Annotated in this window: 17 protein-coding genes; 9 read left to right on the top strand and 8 right to left on the bottom strand. The window is 55.2% G+C overall.

The features are described from left to right. Positions 1-30: 30 nt before the first annotated feature. Positions 31-738 carry a type 1 glutamine amidotransferase gene (locus tag ABLU87_RS23065; protein ID WP_046878229.1) on the bottom strand — a complete coding sequence of 236 codons (708 nt, stop codon included), beginning with the start codon at positions 736-738 and terminating at the stop codon, positions 31-33. Positions 739-752: 14 nt separating this feature from the next. Beyond that, on the bottom strand, positions 753-2,051 hold the full coding sequence (gene ptsJ / locus ABLU87_RS23060; RefSeq protein ID WP_064358867.1) for a transcriptional regulator PtsJ: 1,299 nt from the start codon (positions 2,049-2,051) through the stop codon (positions 753-755). 82 nt (positions 2,052-2,133) lie between these two features. On the opposite strand from ptsJ, the gene pdxK reads away from it, so the two are divergent. Together pdxK and ABLU87_RS23050 are read left to right on the top strand one after the other, a co-directional pair. Further along, positions 2,134-3,000, top strand: coding sequence for a pyridoxine/pyridoxal/pyridoxamine kinase (gene pdxK, locus ABLU87_RS23055; RefSeq protein WP_122116646.1), 867 nt, complete (start codon positions 2,134-2,136; stop codon positions 2,998-3,000). Then, positions 2,997-3,236 carry a hypothetical protein gene (locus ABLU87_RS23050; RefSeq protein WP_004104337.1) on the top strand — a complete coding sequence of 80 codons (240 nt, stop codon included), beginning with the start codon at positions 2,997-2,999 and terminating at the stop codon, positions 3,234-3,236. The genes pdxK and ABLU87_RS23050 overlap by 4 nt, the downstream gene beginning before the upstream one ends. 41 nt (positions 3,237-3,277) lie before the next feature. Here ABLU87_RS23050 and crr read toward each other — a convergent pair whose 3' ends face one another. The 5 genes from crr to cysZ all read right to left on the bottom strand — a co-directional run bounded on the left by crr (position 3,278) and on the right by cysZ (position 8,133). Then, positions 3,278-3,787 carry a PTS glucose transporter subunit IIA gene (crr, locus tag ABLU87_RS23045; protein WP_000522253.1) on the bottom strand — a complete coding sequence of 170 codons (510 nt, stop codon included), beginning with the start codon at positions 3,785-3,787 and terminating at the stop codon, positions 3,278-3,280. Positions 3,788-3,829: 42 nt separating this feature from the next. Continuing rightward, positions 3,830-5,557, bottom strand: coding sequence for a phosphoenolpyruvate-protein phosphotransferase PtsI (gene ptsI / locus ABLU87_RS23040; protein WP_004852999.1), 1,728 nt, complete (start codon positions 5,555-5,557; stop codon positions 3,830-3,832). Between the two features lie 44 nt (positions 5,558-5,601). After that, positions 5,602-5,859, bottom strand: a complete 258-nt coding sequence (ptsH, locus tag ABLU87_RS23035) for a phosphocarrier protein Hpr (RefSeq protein ID WP_002913505.1) — start codon at positions 5,857-5,859, stop codon at positions 5,602-5,604. 381 nt (positions 5,860-6,240) lie between these two features. Then, a complete protein-coding gene (gene cysK, locus ABLU87_RS23030; RefSeq protein WP_025106638.1) occupies positions 6,241-7,212 on the bottom strand; it encodes a cysteine synthase A in 972 nt (323 codons plus the stop codon). A 159-nt stretch (positions 7,213-7,371) separates the two neighbouring features. Beyond that, positions 7,372-8,133: a sulfate transporter CysZ gene (cysZ, locus tag ABLU87_RS23025; protein ID WP_009654873.1), complete on the bottom strand. Its 762-nt coding sequence runs from the start codon at positions 8,131-8,133 to the stop codon at positions 7,372-7,374. A 230-nt stretch (positions 8,134-8,363) separates the two neighbouring features. Here cysZ and zipA point away from each other — a divergent pair, with 230 nt between their 5' ends. The 3 genes from zipA (at position 8,364) to ABLU87_RS23010 (ending at position 11,666) form a co-directional block, all read left to right on the top strand. Then, positions 8,364-9,356: a cell division protein ZipA gene (gene zipA, locus ABLU87_RS23020; protein WP_183129306.1), complete on the top strand. Its 993-nt coding sequence runs from the start codon at positions 8,364-8,366 to the stop codon at positions 9,354-9,356. 74 nt (positions 9,357-9,430) lie between these two features. After that, positions 9,431-11,455: an NAD-dependent DNA ligase LigA gene (gene ligA / locus ABLU87_RS23015; RefSeq protein WP_014230312.1), complete on the top strand. Its 2,025-nt coding sequence runs from the start codon at positions 9,431-9,433 to the stop codon at positions 11,453-11,455. Beyond that, on the top strand, positions 11,448-11,666 hold the full coding sequence (locus tag ABLU87_RS23010; RefSeq protein ID WP_004852992.1) for a DUF3820 family protein: 219 nt from the start codon (positions 11,448-11,450) through the stop codon (positions 11,664-11,666). The genes ligA and ABLU87_RS23010 overlap by 8 nt, the downstream gene beginning before the upstream one ends. Here ABLU87_RS23010 and ABLU87_RS23005 read toward each other — a convergent pair. Next, positions 11,663-12,661, bottom strand: a complete 999-nt coding sequence (locus ABLU87_RS23005) for a bile acid:sodium symporter family protein (protein ID WP_004852990.1) — start codon at positions 12,659-12,661, stop codon at positions 11,663-11,665. The genes ABLU87_RS23010 and ABLU87_RS23005 overlap by 4 nt on opposite strands. Positions 12,662-12,750: 89 nt before the next feature. Here ABLU87_RS23005 and ABLU87_RS23000 point away from each other — a divergent pair, with 89 nt between their 5' ends. The 4 genes from ABLU87_RS23000 (at position 12,751) to ABLU87_RS22985 (ending at position 16,933) form a co-directional block, all read left to right on the top strand. Next, positions 12,751-13,677, top strand: coding sequence for a LysR family transcriptional regulator (locus ABLU87_RS23000; protein WP_014230310.1), 927 nt, complete (start codon positions 12,751-12,753; stop codon positions 13,675-13,677). 122 nt (positions 13,678-13,799) lie between these two features. Beyond that, on the top strand, positions 13,800-14,633 hold the full coding sequence (gene xapA / locus ABLU87_RS22995) for a xanthosine phosphorylase (RefSeq protein ID WP_014230309.1): 834 nt from the start codon (positions 13,800-13,802) through the stop codon (positions 14,631-14,633). Between the two features lie 60 nt (positions 14,634-14,693). Beyond that, the gene (locus tag ABLU87_RS22990) at positions 14,694-15,950 is read left to right on the top strand and encodes a nucleoside permease (RefSeq protein ID WP_122116647.1); all 1,257 of its coding nucleotides are present in this window, start codon (positions 14,694-14,696) and stop codon (positions 15,948-15,950) included. Between the two features lie 98 nt (positions 15,951-16,048). Beyond that, positions 16,049-16,933, top strand: coding sequence for a LysR family transcriptional regulator (locus ABLU87_RS22985; RefSeq protein ID WP_014230307.1), 885 nt, complete (start codon positions 16,049-16,051; stop codon positions 16,931-16,933). The last annotated feature ends 366 nt before the right edge of the window (positions 16,934-17,299 follow it).

Here is a 17,299-nt window from a genome sequence, read left to right as displayed (position 1 = left end):
GACTGTCGGGCTTTAATAAAAGCCTTTTGCTTACTTTGCCGTCAGCTTATCAAGAAACGCCCATAGCTTCTCATTCATTTCGCGATAATCCCAGGCACGCATCTCCTGTTCACTACGAATGAAACGCCTGCCTCTGGCGGCGCTAAGCTCCTGCTGCGAATGGGCGATCAGCAGCTCAATGACCTCAGCATCAAACTCCATGTGGCACTGGAAGCCATAAACCCGGTCGCTGTATTTCACAATTTGCCGCGGGCAGCCTTCGCTGGAGGCCATCACTTCCGCCTCCGGGGTCAGGCCTGGCATATCGTTATGCCAGTGGCCGACGACCAGCGAGGGGCCAAAATGGGCCAGTTTGTCATCCTGCAGGCCCGCGGTGGTGAGCGTGATGGGATAGTGACCCACCTCTTTTTCCGGACTTTGCATGACCGGCGCGCCCAGCGCTTCACCGATAAGCTGCGAGCCCAGGCATATCCCTACCACGATCCGTCCTGCGGCAATGGCCTGCGCAATCAAACGCTGCTCGGCGTGGCTATCAAACCAGGGGCACTCAGATAATGTCGTGCGCGGCGACTGCGGACCGCCGAGCACAACCAGCATATCAAAAGCGTTGGCGTTTTCCGGTAGACTGTCCCCCGCGTATACCCGCGACCAGCTGATACCGTAGCCGCGCGCCTGCGCCCAGTGCAGGTAAGCTCCCGGCGCTTCAAAGACTTCATGGACGATAAAGTGGATCTGCATAGCGTTAACTCCCGTCACTGTTGTTGTAATATCTGGTATAAGTCATTGGCGAGCTTATTCATTTCATTGTCGCTGAGCGTCGCAAGCGACAGCCTCAGCCCGTGCGAAGGGGCGCGAATGCCGAACGTTTCGCCTTCGCGAACCAGCCAGCCGGCGTGCGCCAGACGGAGCGCTACCGGCTGGCTCGGCTCTTCCAGCGGGAACCAAAAATTAAGGCCGTCTCCCGGCGTCAGATGGGTGATTCCGCGGCTGGCGAGGGCGGCAATCAGCTTTTCATGCTGCTGACGATAGTGGCGCCGGGTTTCCGCCAGAGAGGCCATAAAGGTGTTGTCGTTAAGGCAGGCGATGACCAGATCCTGCAACAGATGGCTGACCCATTGGCTACCGGAATTAAGCCTCAGTCGCAGCGCCGCCGACGTGTCAGCGTCGCTGGCGACGATGGCCAGACGCAAATCTGGTCCCAGGGTTTTTGACAGGGAGCGTACCAGCGCCCAACGCTGACTTTCCGCGGCGATAGGGGAGTACCAGGGCGTGGCGGAGAGCAGCGCGAAATGGTCGTCAACAATCACCAGAACCTGCGGATAGCGGGCCAGTATTTCGCGTATTGCCCGGGCGCGGGATTCGCTGAGGCTACAGCCGGTCGGATTGTGCGCGCGCGGGGTAATAATGACCGCCCGGGCGCCGTTGCGCAGCGCCTCTTCAAGGGCCTCAGGCTGCATGCCTTCCCCGTCGACCGGTACCGGCGAAGGGCTAAAACCGGCGTAGCGCAGCATATTGATGCTGCTGAGAAAGCAGGGGTCTTCGATGGCCACGCTATCGCCGGGCAGCAGCAGGGCGCACAGCAGGCGCTCAAGCGCATCGACAGCGCCGCTGGCAAGGTTAATATCGGCATCCAGGTTCACATCGTTGTTAACCCAGCGGCTGGCCCACGCGGCCAGCCGTGGTTCAACCGCCGCATCGCCGTACAGACGAGGCGCTGGCGCAATTGCGCCGAGATAGTGCTTGAGGTTTGCCAGGCGAGCGGGGTCGGGATTGCCGCTGGAGATATCCTTCAGCGGCGAAGAGGGATCGCCACCTTCAAGGGCGGGAAGGATATTATGCGTTTTAATGGCGGTACCATTACGCCCCTGGCTGATAGCCAGGCCAGAGGTCACCAGTCGCTTATAGGCGGCAGCGACGGTATTGCGGTTAACCGACAGCTTGCCCGCCAGCTCGCGGACCGGCGGTAAAACATCGCCAGGCTTGAGTGCGCCGCTTTGTACCAGATGGCGGATGCTATCGAAGATCTCACTGGCAGTTTTTCCAACGATCATTATTGACCTATGACAAAATGAATTTTAGCATAGGACGAATGATAATCAGAGTATGACCCGCTGTCCAGCGGGGGGAGAAAGGATGGGCCAGCAAGATGAAATACAATCGGTGCTCTTCAACGATAAAAGTCGGGCGCTTCAGGTCGATATTGTGGCCGTGCAGTCGCAGGTGGTCTACGGCAGCGTAGGCAACAGTATTGCGATACCGGCGATAAAGCGGCACGGCCTGCGGGTCATCGCGGTGCCGACGGTGCTGTTCAGCAATACGCCGCACTATGATACTTACTATGGCGGCGTTATCCCGGAAGAGTGGTTTGCCGGCTATTTAAAGGCGCTGGAGGAGCGTGACGCCCTGCGCGAGCTGCGGGCGGTAACGACCGGCTATATGGGCAGCGCCGTGCAGATTAAGCGTCTGGCGCAATGGCTGCTGCGCATTCGCGAGCAGCATCCTGAACTGTGTATTCTCGTTGATCCCGTCATTGGCGATGTGGATAGCGGTATTTACGTCAAGGCCGAGATCCCTGAAGCCTATCGTACGCATTTGCTCCCGCTGGCGCAGGGGATCACGCCCAATCTGTTTGAGCTGGAGACGCTAAGCGGTCTGCCTTGCCATAATCAGCAGGAGGCGATTATTGCCGCCCGTAGTCTGCTCTCTGATTCACTGAAATGGGTCGTTATCACCAGCGCGCCGGGAGAAAATAGCGCCACGATCAACGTGCTGGTGGTTAGCGCGCAGTCGGTCGAGGTGGTTGAACATCCGCGCGTTGAAACCGATCTGAAGGGAACGGGCGACCTTTTTTGCGCCGAGCTGGCGAGCGGTCTGGTATGCGGAATGCCGCTGGGCGAGGCCGCCCACGCTGCCGCGCAGCGGGTGCTGGCGGTTATGACCTGGACCAATGAACAGGGCTGCGATGAGCTCATTCTTCCGCCGCATAGGGAGGGAGAATGAAGAGCTATCGTTTAGTGGTGCGTCAGCAGGGAAGAGTCGTCGGCCATTTTGAGACCACCGGCAGCGAAGCCCTTGAGGATGTCTGCGAAGTGGGATCTTTATTTGGCGCCGTTGGCGGATATCAGTGTGATTTACAGGTTTCTGACAGCGAGAAGCGGATTCTGGAAAGCGGCCCGGAAGGGATGAAAATACTTTCGCGGGAGAAGTGCTATCGGCCGTTTAAAGCGGCGAGATAAAAAAATGGCGCCCGAGAGGCGCCATTCTTCTGCGGCAAGAATTACTTCTTGATGCGGATAACCGGTGTTTCACCCACGGTTACGCTACCGGACAGTTTGATCAGCTCTTTGATCTCGTCCATGTTGGAGATAACAACCGGAGTCAGGGTAGACTTGGCTTTCTCTTCCAGCAGCGGCAGATCGAATTCGATAACCGGGTCGCCGACTTTCACACGCTGGCCTTCTTCGGCGATACGTTTGAAGCCTTCGCCTTTCAGCTCAACGGTATCAATACCGAAGTGAACGAACAGTTCAATGCCGCTATCAGATTCGATTGAAAAAGCATGGTTGGTTTCAAAAATTTTACCGATGGTACCATCTACCGGCGCAACCATTTTGTTGCCAGTAGGTTTGATAGCAATGCCATCACCCACAATTTTTTCCGCAAAAACTACATCCGGCACGTCTTCAATGTTGACGATCTCGCCAGAGAGCGGGGCAACAATCTCAATAGTTCCGGTGTCTTTTTTATCATCAGAAACCAGAGATTTCAATTTATCGAACAAACCCATGATCTTCTCCTAAGCAGTAATTTGGGCCGCGCATCTCGTGAATTAGCAGATTGTTTTTTCTTCAATGAACTTGTTAACCAGCGTCATTAACTCGTCCGTTGTCGGTTGAGCAAGAGCCTGCTCTGCTAATACTTTCGCATCTTCGAAGTTCGTGTTACGGATAATCTTCTTGATGCGCGGGATGGAAATGGCGCTCATAGAGAACTCGTCCAGACCCATACCCAGCAACAGAAGTGTAGCACGTTCATCGCCCGCAAGCTCACCGCACATGCCAGTCCATTTGCCTTCAGCATGAGAAGCATCAATAACTTGCTTAATCAGCGTCAGCACGGACGGGGACATTGGCTGGTAAAGATGTGAAATCATATCATTACCACGGTCAACTGCCAGAGTATACTGCGTTAAATCATTGGTACCGATACTAAAGAAATCAACTTCTTTGGCTAAGTGACGCGCAATTGTCGCAGCGGCTGGGGTTTCCACCATCACGCCAATCTCAATTGCCTCATCAAAAGCTTTACCTTCGTCGCGCAGTTCCTGTTTGTAGATTTCGATCTCTTTCTTCAGTGCACGCACTTCTTCAACAGAGATGATCATCGGGAACATGATGCGCAGTTTACCGAAAGCGGAAGCGCGCAGGATGGCACGAACCTGGTCGCGCAGAATCTCTTTGCGATCCATGGCGATGCGCACTGCGCGCCAGCCGAGGAACGGGTTCTCTTCTTTCGGGAAGTTCATGTACGGCAGCTCTTTGTCGCCGCCGATGTCCATGGTGCGAACGATAACCGCCTGCGAGCCGCATGCTTCGGCAACGGCTTTGTATGCTGCGAACTGTTCTTCTTCAGTCGGCAGCGAGTCGCGGTCCATGAACAGGAATTCTGTACGATACAAACCAACGCCTTCCGCGCCGTTACGTTCGGCACCTTCAACGTCGCGTACGGTACCGATGTTGGCGCAGACTTCAACCTGATGGCCGTCCAGCGTAATGGCCGGCAGGTCTTTCAGCTTAGCCAGCTCCGCTTTCTCTTCAGCGACCTGAGCCTGCAGGTTGCGCAGTTCTTCGATTTGTTGATCGCTCGGGTTAACCAGAACCTGATTATTCACCGCGTCGAGAACCAGATAATCGCCGTTTTTCACCTGGGTAGTCACGCTACCGGTGCCCACGATGGCCGGCAGTTCAAGGGAACGCGCCATGATGGAGGTGTGGGAAGTACGGCCGCCCGCGTCGGTGATGAAACCCAGCACCTTGTTCAGGTTCAGCTGTGCGGTTTCAGACGGGGTGAGGTCAGCGGCTACCAGGATAACTTCATCCTGAATCGCGCTCAGATCGATGATGGCCAGACCGAGGATGTTGCGCAGCAGGCGCTTACCGATGTCGCGTACGTCAGCGGCACGCTCTTTCAGGTATTCGTCATCCAGTTCTTCCAGGGCAGTAGCCTGACCTTCGATAACTTCATTGGCTGCCGCATCGGCAGTCATATGCTTATCTTTAATCAGGGCTATGATTTCCTGCTCAAGCTCCTCATCTTCCAGCAGCATGATGTGCCCTTCGAAGATGGCTTCTTTTTCTTCACCGAAGGTTTCACCAGCTTTGGTTTTGATGACCTCCAGCTGGGCGGAGGCCTTGGTGCGGCCATTCAGAAAACGTTCAACTTCCTGATCAACCTTATCGGCAGAAATTTTCTTCCGGTCGATGACAATTTCATCTTCTTTCAGCAGAAGTGCCTTGCCGAAAGCGATACCCGGGGATGCTAAAATGCCTGAAATCATAACCCTACCTTACTTGTGACTGATATTAAAAAGAACCCGTGAACTTACTCGAGTTCAGCCATCAGTTTTACCAGATGCTCAACTGCTTTTTGCTCGTCTTCGCCTTCGGCAGAGAGAGTGACAACGGTACCCTGGGTCAGGCCCAGAGTCTGCAGTTTGAACAGGCTTTTGGCGCTGGCGCTTTTGCCGTTGGAGGTTACAGTGATCTCAGAAGTGAAGCCTTTTGCTTCTTTAACAAACTGAGCAGCAGGGCGGGTGTGCAGACCGTTCGGAGCGGTAATAGTAACTTCTTGCTGGAACATTATATTTCCCCAACTTATAGGTTTAGTGTTGTGGACCTAAAGTTTAGCCTAACGGCCAAACTTTAGCCTGTATCGTTAGCGCCGGCATCACGTATCCGGCTCCGGCACCATCAGCGGAAAATCGCTGTGGAAACCTTCAGGCCGTTAACGTCTACCACGTCATTAAACATTATGCCGCTAAAGGAAGACTTGAACCAAATCATAAAATCGATTCAGCTTATGGAAATCCAAATCGGAATAATTTCGCGCATCGAAATAAATGTGCTGGTTAAATACCAGACCCAACGAAGTGAATCAATGCCAGGAGGGGTAAAAGTTTGATGTGCGCCACAAAAAAGCACCTGAAAAGGTGCTTTTTTACACGATATTAACAAGCTGGCATTACTGTTGCAGTTCTTTCTCGGTGAAGAGATCGGCAAACAATGCGGTGCTTAAATAGCGCTCACCTGAAGAGGGTAGGATAACCACAATATTCTTGTTGGTAAAGGCTTCATCCTCCTGCAGCTTCAGCGCAGCGGCAACGGCAGCGCCGGAAGAGATGCCGGCCAGAATGCCTTCCTCTTCCATCAGGCGACGGGCGGTGGAAATGGCTTCATCATTGGTAATAGCCACTACTTTATCCACCAGCTTCAAATCCAGGTTGCCTGGGATAAAGCCTGCGCCAATACCCTGGATTTTGTGCGGGCCTGGCTTCAGCTCTTCGCCTGCCAGCGCCTGGGCGATAACCGGGGAGTCGGTAGGTTCAACGGCAACGGTAATCAGATCTTTTTTACCTTTGGTGCCTTTGATATAGCGGCTCACGCCGGTCAGCGTACCGCCAGTACCGACGCCGGAGATGAAGACGTCGATTTGACCATCGGTATCTTCCCAGATTTCCGGGCCGGTGGTTTTTTCATGAATTTCCGGGTTGGCCGGGTTGCTGAACTGCTGGAGCAGGAGGAATTTTTCCGGGTCGCTGGCGACAATTTCTTCGGCTTTCTGGATGGCGCCTTTCATCCCCTTGGCGCCTTCGGTCAGCACCAGGTTAGCGCCCAGGGCCTTCAGCAGCTTGCGGCGTTCGATGCTCATGGTCTCCGGCATCGTCAGCGTCAGTTTATAACCGCGCGCCGCAGCCACGTACGCCAGCGCGATACCGGTATTACCGCTGGTCGGTTCCACCAGCTCAACGCCGGGCTTCAGCACGCCGCGTTTTTCGGCATCCCAAATCATATTGGCACCGATACGGCATTTTACGCTAAAGCTCGGGTTACGAGATTCTACCTTTGCCAGGATGCGTCCGTTACCGATGCGGTTCAGTCGTACCAGCGGCGTATGGCCGATAGTCAGGGAGTTATCTTCAAAAATCTTACTCATGGCCCGTCCTTAACTGTATGAAATTTGGGAGTACGGCTTCAGCATACCCGCTTAAAGAATATGCGGAAGTAAGGATTTAGCATATCTATATTCAGAAGAGAAATAATGGCAAGCCAGAAGTAATAAGGAGCGGCATAAGCCGCTCCGAAAGCGATAGCGCTACTTCCACATGGCGTGTTTGTCACGGTAGCAATCGACCCACATTGCCGTCGCGCCGCAAATCGCGACGGGCAGGATGACCAGGTTTAGCACCGGGATCATGGTAAACAGGCTGGTCAGGGCGCCAAACTGCATATTGGTCACTTTGCGCGTGCGCAGCGCCTGACGCATCGTTTTAAACGGCACCTTATGGTTATCAAAAGGGTAATCGCAGTACTGAATCGCCAGCATCCAGGCGCTGAACAGGAACCACAGCACGGGGGCGACGGTCTGGCCGATACCGGGGATAAAGTAGAGAAGCAAAAGGACGATGGCCCGCGGCAGGTACCAGGCAAACTTCTGCCACTCGCGCTTCATGATGCGCGGAACATCTTTCAGGATGCCGAAAACCCCGACATCCGGCGGCGTCGCGCCCGTCAGGCGCGCTTCAAGCTGCTCGGCCAGCAGGCCGCTAAAGGGCGCGGCAATCCAGTTGGCGATTGTCGAGAAGAAGTAGCCGAAGACAAGCAGAATAGAAATGACCACCATGGGCCACAGCAGATAGTTAAGCCATTGCAGCCATTCAGGAACATGGCTCATCAACGAAGGGATCCAGCTGTCCAGACGCGTGAACAGCCACCAGAATGCGCCGCCCATCAGAATAATGTTGACGAGTAAAGGGAGGAATACGTATCGACGGATCCCCGGCAGCCCGATCAGCTTCCAACCCTGCGAAAAATAGTAGACGCCACTACGCGGGGTCGTTACGGATGATGAAACCATAGTCAGGTAATGCTCCTTTTTTGACATCCAGGCTGAATGCCGGGCTATTTTATCGGGTTAGCAGACAATAACCAGTTAGGAAATGTTCGAAAAAACAGCAAAAAGCACGATTTAGTTCATCTTTATGTAGTGAAAGCCCCCGACGCACTTGCACTTGATGTAATCGGCAAATACTCTTAGTGAGTAAATGTTTGCCGTGGTGGCAAGGTGTTAGAACAACAGAGAATATAATGATGCAGGATTTGCGTCTGATATTAATCATTGTTGGCGCGATCGCCATAATCGCTTTACTGGTGCACGGTTTCTGGACCAGCCGTAAAGAACGCTCCTCGATGTTTCGCGATCGCCCACTGAAACGTATGAAGTCTCGCGACGATGAAGCGTCGGAAGGCGACGACTTTGATGACGATGTTGAAGGCGTTGGTGAAGTCCGGGTTCATCGGACCAGTCATGCGCCGAATGGCGTTCATGGGGAGCATGAAGCACCTCGTCAGCCGCAGCACCAGTATCAGCCTCCTTATGAGCGTCAGGCGCAACAGCCACCTGTGCGCCCGGAAGAGCCTGTCCGTGCACCGCAGCCGCCGCAACATCAGCCCGTTCACGCCCAGGCCCCGGTCCAGCAGCCGCAGCGCGCCGTGCCGCCTCAGCAGCCGGTGCAGCCGCAGCCCGTTCCGCATGTGCAGCAGCCCGTTCAGCATGTGCAGCAGCCGGTTCAACAACCTGCCGCCGCTCCAGAGCCGCAGCCGGCGCCGGAACCTCAGGCCCCTGAGCCGCAGCAGGCCGCGCCGCAGCCTAAAGAGCGTAAGGAGACGGTCATCGTGATGAACGTCGCTGCGCATCACGGTTCGCAGCTCAACGGCGAGCTACTCATCAATAGCATCCAGCAGGCGGGCTTCAAATTTGGCGATATGAATATCTTCCATCGCCACCTCAGCCCGGACGGCAGCGGTCAGGTGCTCTTCAGTCTGGCCAATATGGTTAAGCCTGGCACCTTCAATCCTGACAGCATGGCGGATATGATGACGCCCGGGGTCACTATCTTTATGCAGGTTCCGTCCTTTGGCGATGAACTGCAAAACTTTAAGCTGATGCTGCAGTCCGCGCAGTACATTGCCGATGAAGTCGGCGGCGTAGTGCTGGATGACCAGCGTCGTATGATGACGCCGCAAAAATTGCGTGAATATCAAGACCGAATTCGTGAAGTGAAAGAGGCTAACGCCTGATTCATCTTCTTGCGTTTCATCTACTTATCCTGAACCCCCGCCCGTCGGGGGTTTTTTATCATTGATGGTGTGATATGGAATCGAACGAACAAAAACTGACTGAACTGCGAACCACGCTTCGCCATCATGAATATCTCTACCACGTCATGGATACGCCGGAAATCCCTGATGCGGAATACGATCGGTTAATGCGCGAACTGCGCGAGCTGGAAGCTCAGTACCCTGAGCTGATCACCCCGGACTCGCCCACCCAGCGCGTCGGTGCCGCACCGTTAGCCTCTTTTAGCCAGATTCGCCATGAAGTCCCGATGCTGTCGCTGGACAACGTTTTTGATGAGGAGAGCTTCCTCGCGTTCAACAAGCGGGTACAGGATCGCCTGAAAAATACCGATAACCTGACTTACTGCTGTGAGCTCAAGCTGGATGGCCTGGCGGTCAGTATCCTGTATGAAAACGGCCTGCTGGTGCAGGCTGCGACCCGCGGCGATGGAACGACCGGCGAAGATATTACCTCCAACGTGCGTACCATTCGCGCGATTCCCCTGAAGCTACGCGGTGACAATATTCCGCAGCGGCTTGAGGTGCGCGGAGAGGTGTTCCTGCCGCAGGCAGGGTTTGAAAAAATTAATGAAGAGGCGCGGCGAACCGGAGGTAAAGTCTTTGCTAACCCGCGTAACGCGGCGGCGGGGTCTTTACGCCAGCTCGATCCGCGAATTACCGCGAAGCGTCCACTCACTTTCTTTTGCTACGGCGTGGGCGTGCTGGAAGGCGGCGAGCTGCCTGCCAGCCACTCGGCGCGCTTGCAGCAGTTTAAGTCCTGGGGGCTGCCGGTCAGCGAGCGTGTAAAGCTCTGCCATACGCCAGAGGAAGTGCTTACTTACTATCGCCAGGTTGAAGAGGATCGGCCGAAGCTGGGGTTTGATATCGACGGCGTGGTCATCAAAGTCGATTCGCTGGCGCTGCAGGAACAGCTTGGCTTCGTAGCCCGCGCGCCGCGCTGGGCGGTGGCGTTTAAGTTTCCGGCGCAGGAGCAGATGACTTTCGTGCGCGACGTTGAGTTTCAGGTCGGGCGCACTGGCGCCATCACGCCGGTTGCGCGTCTGGAGCCGGTACACGTCGCCGGGGTCCTGGTCAGCAACGCGACGCTGCATAATGCTGATGAAATCGAGCGTCTGGGACTGCGTATCGGCGATAAGGTGGTCATTCGCCGCGCCGGCGATGTTATCCCTCAGGTCGTGAACGTCGTGCTCTCAGAACGCCCGGAGGAGACGCGTGAGATCGTGTTCCCCACCCATTGTCCGGTATGTCATTCCGACGTTGAACGCGTGGAAGGCGAAGTGGTGACGCGCTGTACCGGCGGTCTGATCTGCGGCGCCCAGCGTAAAGAAGCGCTCAAGCATTTTGTCTCCCGTCGCGCCCTGGACGTTGACGGTATGGGCGATAAAATCATCGATCAGCTGGTTGAAAAAGAGTACGTGCATACGCCGGCCGATCTCTTCCAACTGACGCCGGGTAAACTCACCGGGCTCGATCGCATGGGGCCCAAATCAGCGCAGAACGTGGTGGATGCCCTGGAGAAGTCCAAAGAGACCACCTTTGCCCGTTTCCTTTATGCGCTGGGGATCCGCGAAGTCGGTGAGGCGACGGCAGCCGGTTTAGCGGCCCACTTTGGCACCATTGAGGCGCTGGAGCAGGCTTCAATTGACGATCTGCAAAAAGTGCCCGATGTCGGGATTGTGGTTGCCACGCACGTGCGTAATTTCTTTGCCGAAGAGAGCAACCGCGAAGTGATTGCTCAGCTGCGTAAAGAAGGCGTCCGCTGGCCGGCGCCGGTCGTGGTCAATGCGGAAGAGATTGATAGCCCCTTTGCCGGCAAAACGGTGGTTCTGACCGGTAGCCTGAGTCAGCTCTCCCGTGACGATGCGAAAGCCCGGCTGGTTGCGCTGGGTGCGAAGGTGGCGGGCAGCGTGTCGAAGAAGACCGACCTGGTCATCGCCGGGGAGGCGGCGGGCTCTAAGCTTGCCAAAGCGCAGGAGCTGGGAATTGCGGTGATCGATGAAGACGAAATGCTGCGTCTGCTCGGAGAGTCGCGTGGATAAAGATCGGCTTATTGAGATTGCCAACACGGAAATGCCGTTTGGTAAATACAAAGGGCGGCGCTTAATCGATGTGCCGGAAGAGTATTTGCTGTGGTTTGCCCGTAAGGATCAATTTCCCGCCGGGCATCTTGGCGAGCTGATGGCATTAACGCTATTGATTAAAACGGAGGGGCTGACCAGCCTGGTCGAGCCCCTTAAGCGCCCGCGTTAGGCTTCGGAGGCGCGGCTTTTCTCCTGCGCCTGTAACGCTTCGGCCTGGCGCTTATAGCGCCGCGCCAGCACCGCACAGACCATAAGCTGAATCTGATGGAAGATCATCAGCGGCAGAACCATTATCCCCAGGATAGAGGTCGGGAAGAGAATATTGGCCATCGGAATGCCGTTCGCCAGGCTCTTTTTCGACCCGCAAAAGACAATCGTAATTTCATCCGCTTTATTAAACCCGCACCTGCGCGCCACAAAGACGTTAATCGCAATCACAATCGCCAGCAGCACCATGCTGACAATAACGATAAACAGCAGCGAACCAACGCCGACTTTGTGCCAGATACCGTTAACAACCGCCTCGCTGAACGCCGAATAGACCACCAGCAGGATAGAGGTCTGGTCTGTTTTCGAGATCCACTTTTTATGTTTTGCCACCCAGTTGCCAATCCACGGACGAGAGAGATGTCCCAGCACAAACGGCAGCAGCAGCTGCAGCATGATTTTGCCAACCTGCTCCAGACTCCCCCCCGCACCGTGCAGGTTCATCAACAGGCCGACCAGCAGTGGCGAAATGAAGATCCCCAGCAGGCTTGAGGCCGAAGCCGAGCATACCGCAGCCGCCACGTTGCCGCCCGCCAGAGAGGTAAACGCAATGGCTGACTGGACGGTGGCGGGAAGAATGCAGAGATAAATAAACCCGGTATAGAGCGCCGGATCGACGTTAACGGGCGCCCACCAGGCGAACAGCACGCCAAGTACGGGAAAAACGATAAACGTGCTGCACATGACCCAGAGATGTAAACGCCAGTGGCTGCCCCCGGCAACGATCGCCTCACGGGAGAGCTTGGCGCCGTGCATAAAGAAAAGCAGCGCGATGGCGGCGGTGGTTAAATGTTCAAAGAAGGGGACAAATCCGCCGCGCGCAGGAAAAAAGGAGGCCAGCAGGACGACGGTGACTAATGTCAGGGTGAATGGATCAAGAATGCGGAAAAATTTCATAAACGCTCCTGAAAATCGATGTCGCTATTGTGCTTTCTTTAGTTTGAGAAATAAAATCGATTTATTGCATCTATTCATGAAAAAAAGAGATGAATTATTCGCTACGTCAGTTGAAGGTTTTTGTGACCGTTGCTCGCGTCAAAAGCTTTAGCCGGGCAGGGGAGAGTATTGGCCTGAGTCAGTCAGCGGTAAGCCACAGCGTGAAAGAGCTGGAACATCAGACCGGCGTACGCCTGCTTGACCGAACGACGCGCGAAGTGGTGCTCACGGAAGCCGGACAGCAGCTGGCGGCCCGGCTTGAGCGCCTGCTGGATGAGTTAAACGGCACGTTGCGTGAGGCCGGGCGCGTCGGGCAGCAGCTTATGGGAACCGTGCGGGTGGCGGCCAGCCAGACCATTTCCGCCCATCTGATCCCGCAGTGCATCGCCTACAGCAACCGTCGCTATCCGGAGATAGATTTTGTTCTGCACGATCGCCCCCAGCAGTGGGTGCTGGAGAGCATCCGTCAGGGAGAAGTTGATTTTGGCATTGTTATCGACCCTGGCGCCGCGACCGATTTGCAGTGTGAGGCGGTTCTCGCTGAACCTTTCCTGCTGCTTTGCCGTTGCGATCACCCTTTCGCTAAAAGGGATGCGGTGAGCTGGCATGCGCTGCATGACCAGCGGCTGGTTTTGCAGGATTATGCTTCGGGTAGCCGGCCGCTGATTGACGCCGCGCTCGCGGGATTCGCCGTTACCGCAAATATCGTGCAGGAAATCGGTCATCCGGCCACGCTATTCCCGATGGTTGAGTCGGGGATAGGCATCAGCATCCTACCTGCGTTAGCGCTGCCGCTCCCTCAGGGAAGTCATCTGCAGGTGAAGCGGCTCACCCCGGTGGTGGAACGCCAGCTGATGCTGGCGCGGCGTAAAAACCGTTCGCTATCGACAGCCGCAGAGGCGCTGTGGGAGGTGGTGCGGCAGCAGGCTGGCCAGCTGACCGCCTTACGCGAAAACGACCCCTTGTATCAGAAATGAAATCAATAGCTTTTTAATATCAAACGTCCGGGAAAACTGTATTGGTAATCGATTGCGTAGCATCGTTATAACAGCATGGTAGCCAATCACTTTATCGATCTTTCAGTTTTTAAGGACAGCTTATGAGCGACACGCTTTTCTCACAGAACCCCTGGTATAGCGCCGATATTATTCGCGGATATAAGCCGGATTTTACGCCGCGGGTGGCCTTTATCCTGGGGTCGGGTCTCGGGGCGCTGGCGGAACAAATTGAAGATGCGGTGGCGATATCTTACGAGAAGCTGCCCGGCTTTCCGGTGAGTACCGTGCACGGCCATGCCGGCGAACTGGTGCTTGGAAATCTGGCCGGCGTACCCGTTGCCTGCATGAAAGGGCGTGGGCACTTCTATGAAGGTCGGGGCATGACGGTGATGACTGATGCCATCCGGACGCTAAAGCTGCTGGGGTGTGAACTGCTGTTTTGTACTAACGCGGCCGGTTCTTTACGTCCGGAAGTGGGGCCGGGAAGTCTGGTGGCGCTCAGCGATCATATTAACACGATGCCGGGTACGCCAATGGTGGGCCTGAATGATGAGCGCTTCGGCGAACGCTTCTTCTCCCTGGCCAACGCCTATGACGCGGATTACCGCGCCGTTCTGCAGCGCGTAGCGGAGGAGGAGGGGTTTCCGCTGACTGAAGGTGTATTTGTCTCTTATCCCGGGCCGAATTTTGAAACGGCGGCGGAGATTCGCATGATGCAGATTATCGGCGGCGATGTGGTGGGGATGTCCGTCGTGCCGGAAGTCATCGCTGCCCGCCATTGCGAGCTGAAAGTGGTGGCCGTCTCAGCCATTACCAATCTGGCTGAGGGCCTCGGCGATGTGAAACTATCTCACGCGCAAACCCTGGCGGCGGCCGAACTCTCCCGGCAGAACTTTATTAACCTGATCTGCGGCTTCTTACGCAAACTGGCCTGAAAAAATAATAAATATTGACCCCGCTTGCGGGGTCTTACTTTAATGGCAAGGAACGGAAAAATGGGTATCGCCTCTCGCTTAAAACTCATGTCGTTTTTGCAATATTTTATCTGGGGTAGCTGGCTGGTCACCCTGGGTTCTTACATGATAAACACACTGCATTTCACCGGGGCAAATGTCGGCATTGTCTATAGCTCCAAAGGGCTGGCGGCCATTATCATGCCCGCCATTATGGGGATCGTCGCCGATAAATGGCTACGTGCAGAACGGGCCTATATGCTCTGCCACCTGGTCTGCGCGGGCGTGCTTCTTTATGCAACGACCGTCACCGATCCGGAGACGATGTTCTGGGTAATGCTGATTAACGCGATGGCCTATATGCCGACTATCTCGTTGTCTAATAGCATCTCCTATTCATGTCTGGCGCAGTCCGGCCAGGATCCGGCGACCGCGTTTCCTCCTGTTCGCGTATTTGGCACTCTTGGTTTTATTGTCGCCATGTGGATGGTGAGCCTGATGGGGCTGGAGCTGAGCAGCGCGCAGCTGTATATCGCCTCTGCCGCGTCGTTATTACTGGCGATTTATGCGCTTACGCTACCGAAAATTGCTGTGACCGAGAAGAAACCTGGCGCCACATTGGCCACGAGGCTGGGACTGGATGCATTCGTATTGTTTAAAAATCCGCGGATGGCCATTTTCTTTTTCTTCGCGATGATGCTCGGGGCGGTACTGCAAATAACCAACGTCTTTGGTAACCCCTTTCTGCATGATTTCGCCCGCAACCCGGCGTTTGCCGAGAGCTTTGTCGTACGCTATCCCTCTATTTTACTTTCGGTTTCGCAGATGGCGGAAGTTGCCTTTATTCTCACCATTCCATTCTTTCTGAAACGCTTTGGCATTAAAACGGTCATGCTGATGAGTATGCTGGCGTGGACGCTGCGCTTTGGCTTTTTTGCCTTTGGCGATCCGTCTCCGTTCGGTTTTGTTCTGCTGCTGATGTCGATGATCGTTTACGGCTGCGCATTCGACTTCTTTAATATTTCAGGGTCGGTGTTCGTAGAGCAAGAGGCGGGGGCGCATATTCGCGCCAGCGCGCAGGGGTTGTTTATGACCATGGTGAACGGTGTTGGCGCATGGGTAGGTTCGGTTCTCAGCGGCATGGCCGTGGATTACTTCTCTGTTGATGGCGTAAAAGAGTGGCAGACCATCTGGCTGGTGTTCGCGGCCTATTCATTGCTGCTGGCGGTTATTTTTGCCGCGTTCTTCAAATATAAACATGAACCTGAGAAGTTAATGAAAAAAGCGCTGACGCATTAATCCTCTTCCGCGGCGGGCACATGTTCCGCCGTTTCATTTTTTCTGATGCAGTGTGGTAACTTTGCGCATTATCTTTATGCCTCAGGAGCGCATGACCCATGGAACGCACGCATCGTATCGATCTGAAGTTATTGCGCTATTTTCTGGCTGTTGCCGAAGAGCTGCATTTTGGTCGTGCGGCGGCCCGTCTGAACATGTCGCAACCTCCGCTCAGCATTCACATTAAAGACCTGGAGCAGCAGCTTGGCACGCTGCTGTTTGTTCGCCACTCCCGCAGCGTAGCGTTGACTCACGCAGGAAAAATCCTGATGGAGGAGTCCCGTCGTCTGCTTTCCAGCGCGAATCAGGCGTTGGCGCGCGTGGAACAGATTGGGCGGGGTGAGGCGGGACGGGTAGAGCTGGGCGTGATAGGTACGGCTATGTGGGGAAAAATGCGTCCGGTGATGCGGCGTTTTTTGAAAGAGAACCCTAACGTAGAGGTGCTTTTCCGCGAGAACATGCCCGCCATGCAGATGGCGATGCTGGAACGACGCGAGCTGGACGCTGGCGTCTGGCGGATGGCGACAGCGCCTTCTCCTGGATTTACCAGCCTGCGCTTGCACGAATCCTCTTTTCTGGTGGCCATGCCGGAAGAGCATCCGCTTGCCGCGCGTAAGGCGATCCCGCTTGCGGCGTTGCGTAACGAATATTTTGTCACCATGCCTTCAATACATACCGACTGGACGTTTTTGCAGCGCGTGTGCCAGAGCGCCGGATTCTCGCCGATGATTATCCGTGAAGTGATGGAGCCGCAAACGGTTCTGGCGATGGTCAGTATGGGGATAGGTATTACGCTCATCGCTGATAGCTATGCGCAAATGACGTGGCCGGGGGTGGTGTTTCGTCCGCTGGAAGAACGCATACCGGCAGATTTGTATATCGTCTATGACCAACAGCAGGCGACGCCCGCGCTGGAGAAGCTGATTGCGGCGCTGGTGAATTGATGGTCTGTGCCGGATAGCAAGATGAAGGCCCGTGTCGGCTTTGTCTATCGCAGATAGCAAAAAAGCGCCGCCAGCGCCATTTTTACATTTGTGGGTCGTGCAGGATGACTCGCTTCGCTCGCCCTCCGGGCTGTCGCCGCAGGCGGCTCCGTTGTCTCTCTTCGCTACTCGTCTCATCCTGAGACTCGCCCTTCGGGCAACGCTACGCGTTGTGCAAAATTGTTCCCGACAATTTTGTCGACTCGAACCTGCGGCAGGTTCGAATCTTATATATCGCAGATAGCAAAAAAGCGCCTTTAGGGCGCTTTTTTGCATTGGTGGGTCGTGCAGGATTCGAACCTGCGACCAATTGATTAAAAGTCAACT

The organism is Klebsiella sp. CB_Kp196 (genome assembly GCF_040061575.1).
Lineage (GTDB): Bacteria > Pseudomonadota > Gammaproteobacteria > Enterobacterales > Enterobacteriaceae > Klebsiella > Klebsiella michiganensis.
The sequence above is the reverse complement of the archived record's forward strand: the minus strand, read 5'-3'. Positions and strand labels throughout refer to the sequence as shown.

Bases quoted from the DNA above. Each gene is read 5' to 3' on its own strand.
- ptsJ (WP_064358867.1), bottom strand. From the start codon at position 2,051: ATGATCGTTGGAAAAACTGCCAGTGAGATCTTCGATAGCATCCGCCAT.
- xapA (WP_014230309.1), top strand. From the start codon at position 13,800: ATGAGCGACACGCTTTTCTCACAGAACCCCTGGTATAGCGCCGATATT.
- ptsI (WP_004852999.1), bottom strand. From the start codon at position 5,557: ATGATTTCAGGCATTTTAGCATCCCCGGGTATCGCTTTCGGCAAGGCA.
- ABLU87_RS23050 (WP_004104337.1), top strand. From the start codon at position 2,997: ATGAAGAGCTATCGTTTAGTGGTGCGTCAGCAGGGAAGAGTCGTCGGC.
- zipA (WP_183129306.1), top strand. From the start codon at position 8,364: ATGATGCAGGATTTGCGTCTGATATTAATCATTGTTGGCGCGATCGCC.
- ABLU87_RS22990 (WP_122116647.1), top strand. From the start codon at position 14,694: ATGGGTATCGCCTCTCGCTTAAAACTCATGTCGTTTTTGCAATATTTT.
- cysK (WP_025106638.1), bottom strand. From the start codon at position 7,212: ATGAGTAAGATTTTTGAAGATAACTCCCTGACTATCGGCCATACGCCG.
- ligA (WP_014230312.1), top strand. From the start codon at position 9,431: ATGGAATCGAACGAACAAAAACTGACTGAACTGCGAACCACGCTTCGC.
- ABLU87_RS22985 (WP_014230307.1), top strand. From the start codon at position 16,049: ATGGAACGCACGCATCGTATCGATCTGAAGTTATTGCGCTATTTTCTG.
- ptsH (WP_002913505.1), bottom strand. From the start codon at position 5,859: ATGTTCCAGCAAGAAGTTACTATTACCGCTCCGAACGGTCTGCACACC.
- cysZ (WP_009654873.1), bottom strand. From the start codon at position 8,133: ATGGTTTCATCATCCGTAACGACCCCGCGTAGTGGCGTCTACTATTTT.
- ABLU87_RS23005 (WP_004852990.1), bottom strand. From the start codon at position 12,661: ATGAAATTTTTCCGCATTCTTGATCCATTCACCCTGACATTAGTCACC.
- pdxK (WP_122116646.1), top strand. From the start codon at position 2,134: ATGGGCCAGCAAGATGAAATACAATCGGTGCTCTTCAACGATAAAAGT.
- crr (WP_000522253.1), bottom strand. From the start codon at position 3,787: ATGGGTTTGTTCGATAAATTGAAATCTCTGGTTTCTGATGATAAAAAA.
- ABLU87_RS23065 (WP_046878229.1), bottom strand. From the start codon at position 738: ATGCAGATCCACTTTATCGTCCATGAAGTCTTTGAAGCGCCGGGAGCT.
- ABLU87_RS23000 (WP_014230310.1), top strand. From the start codon at position 12,751: ATGAATTATTCGCTACGTCAGTTGAAGGTTTTTGTGACCGTTGCTCGC.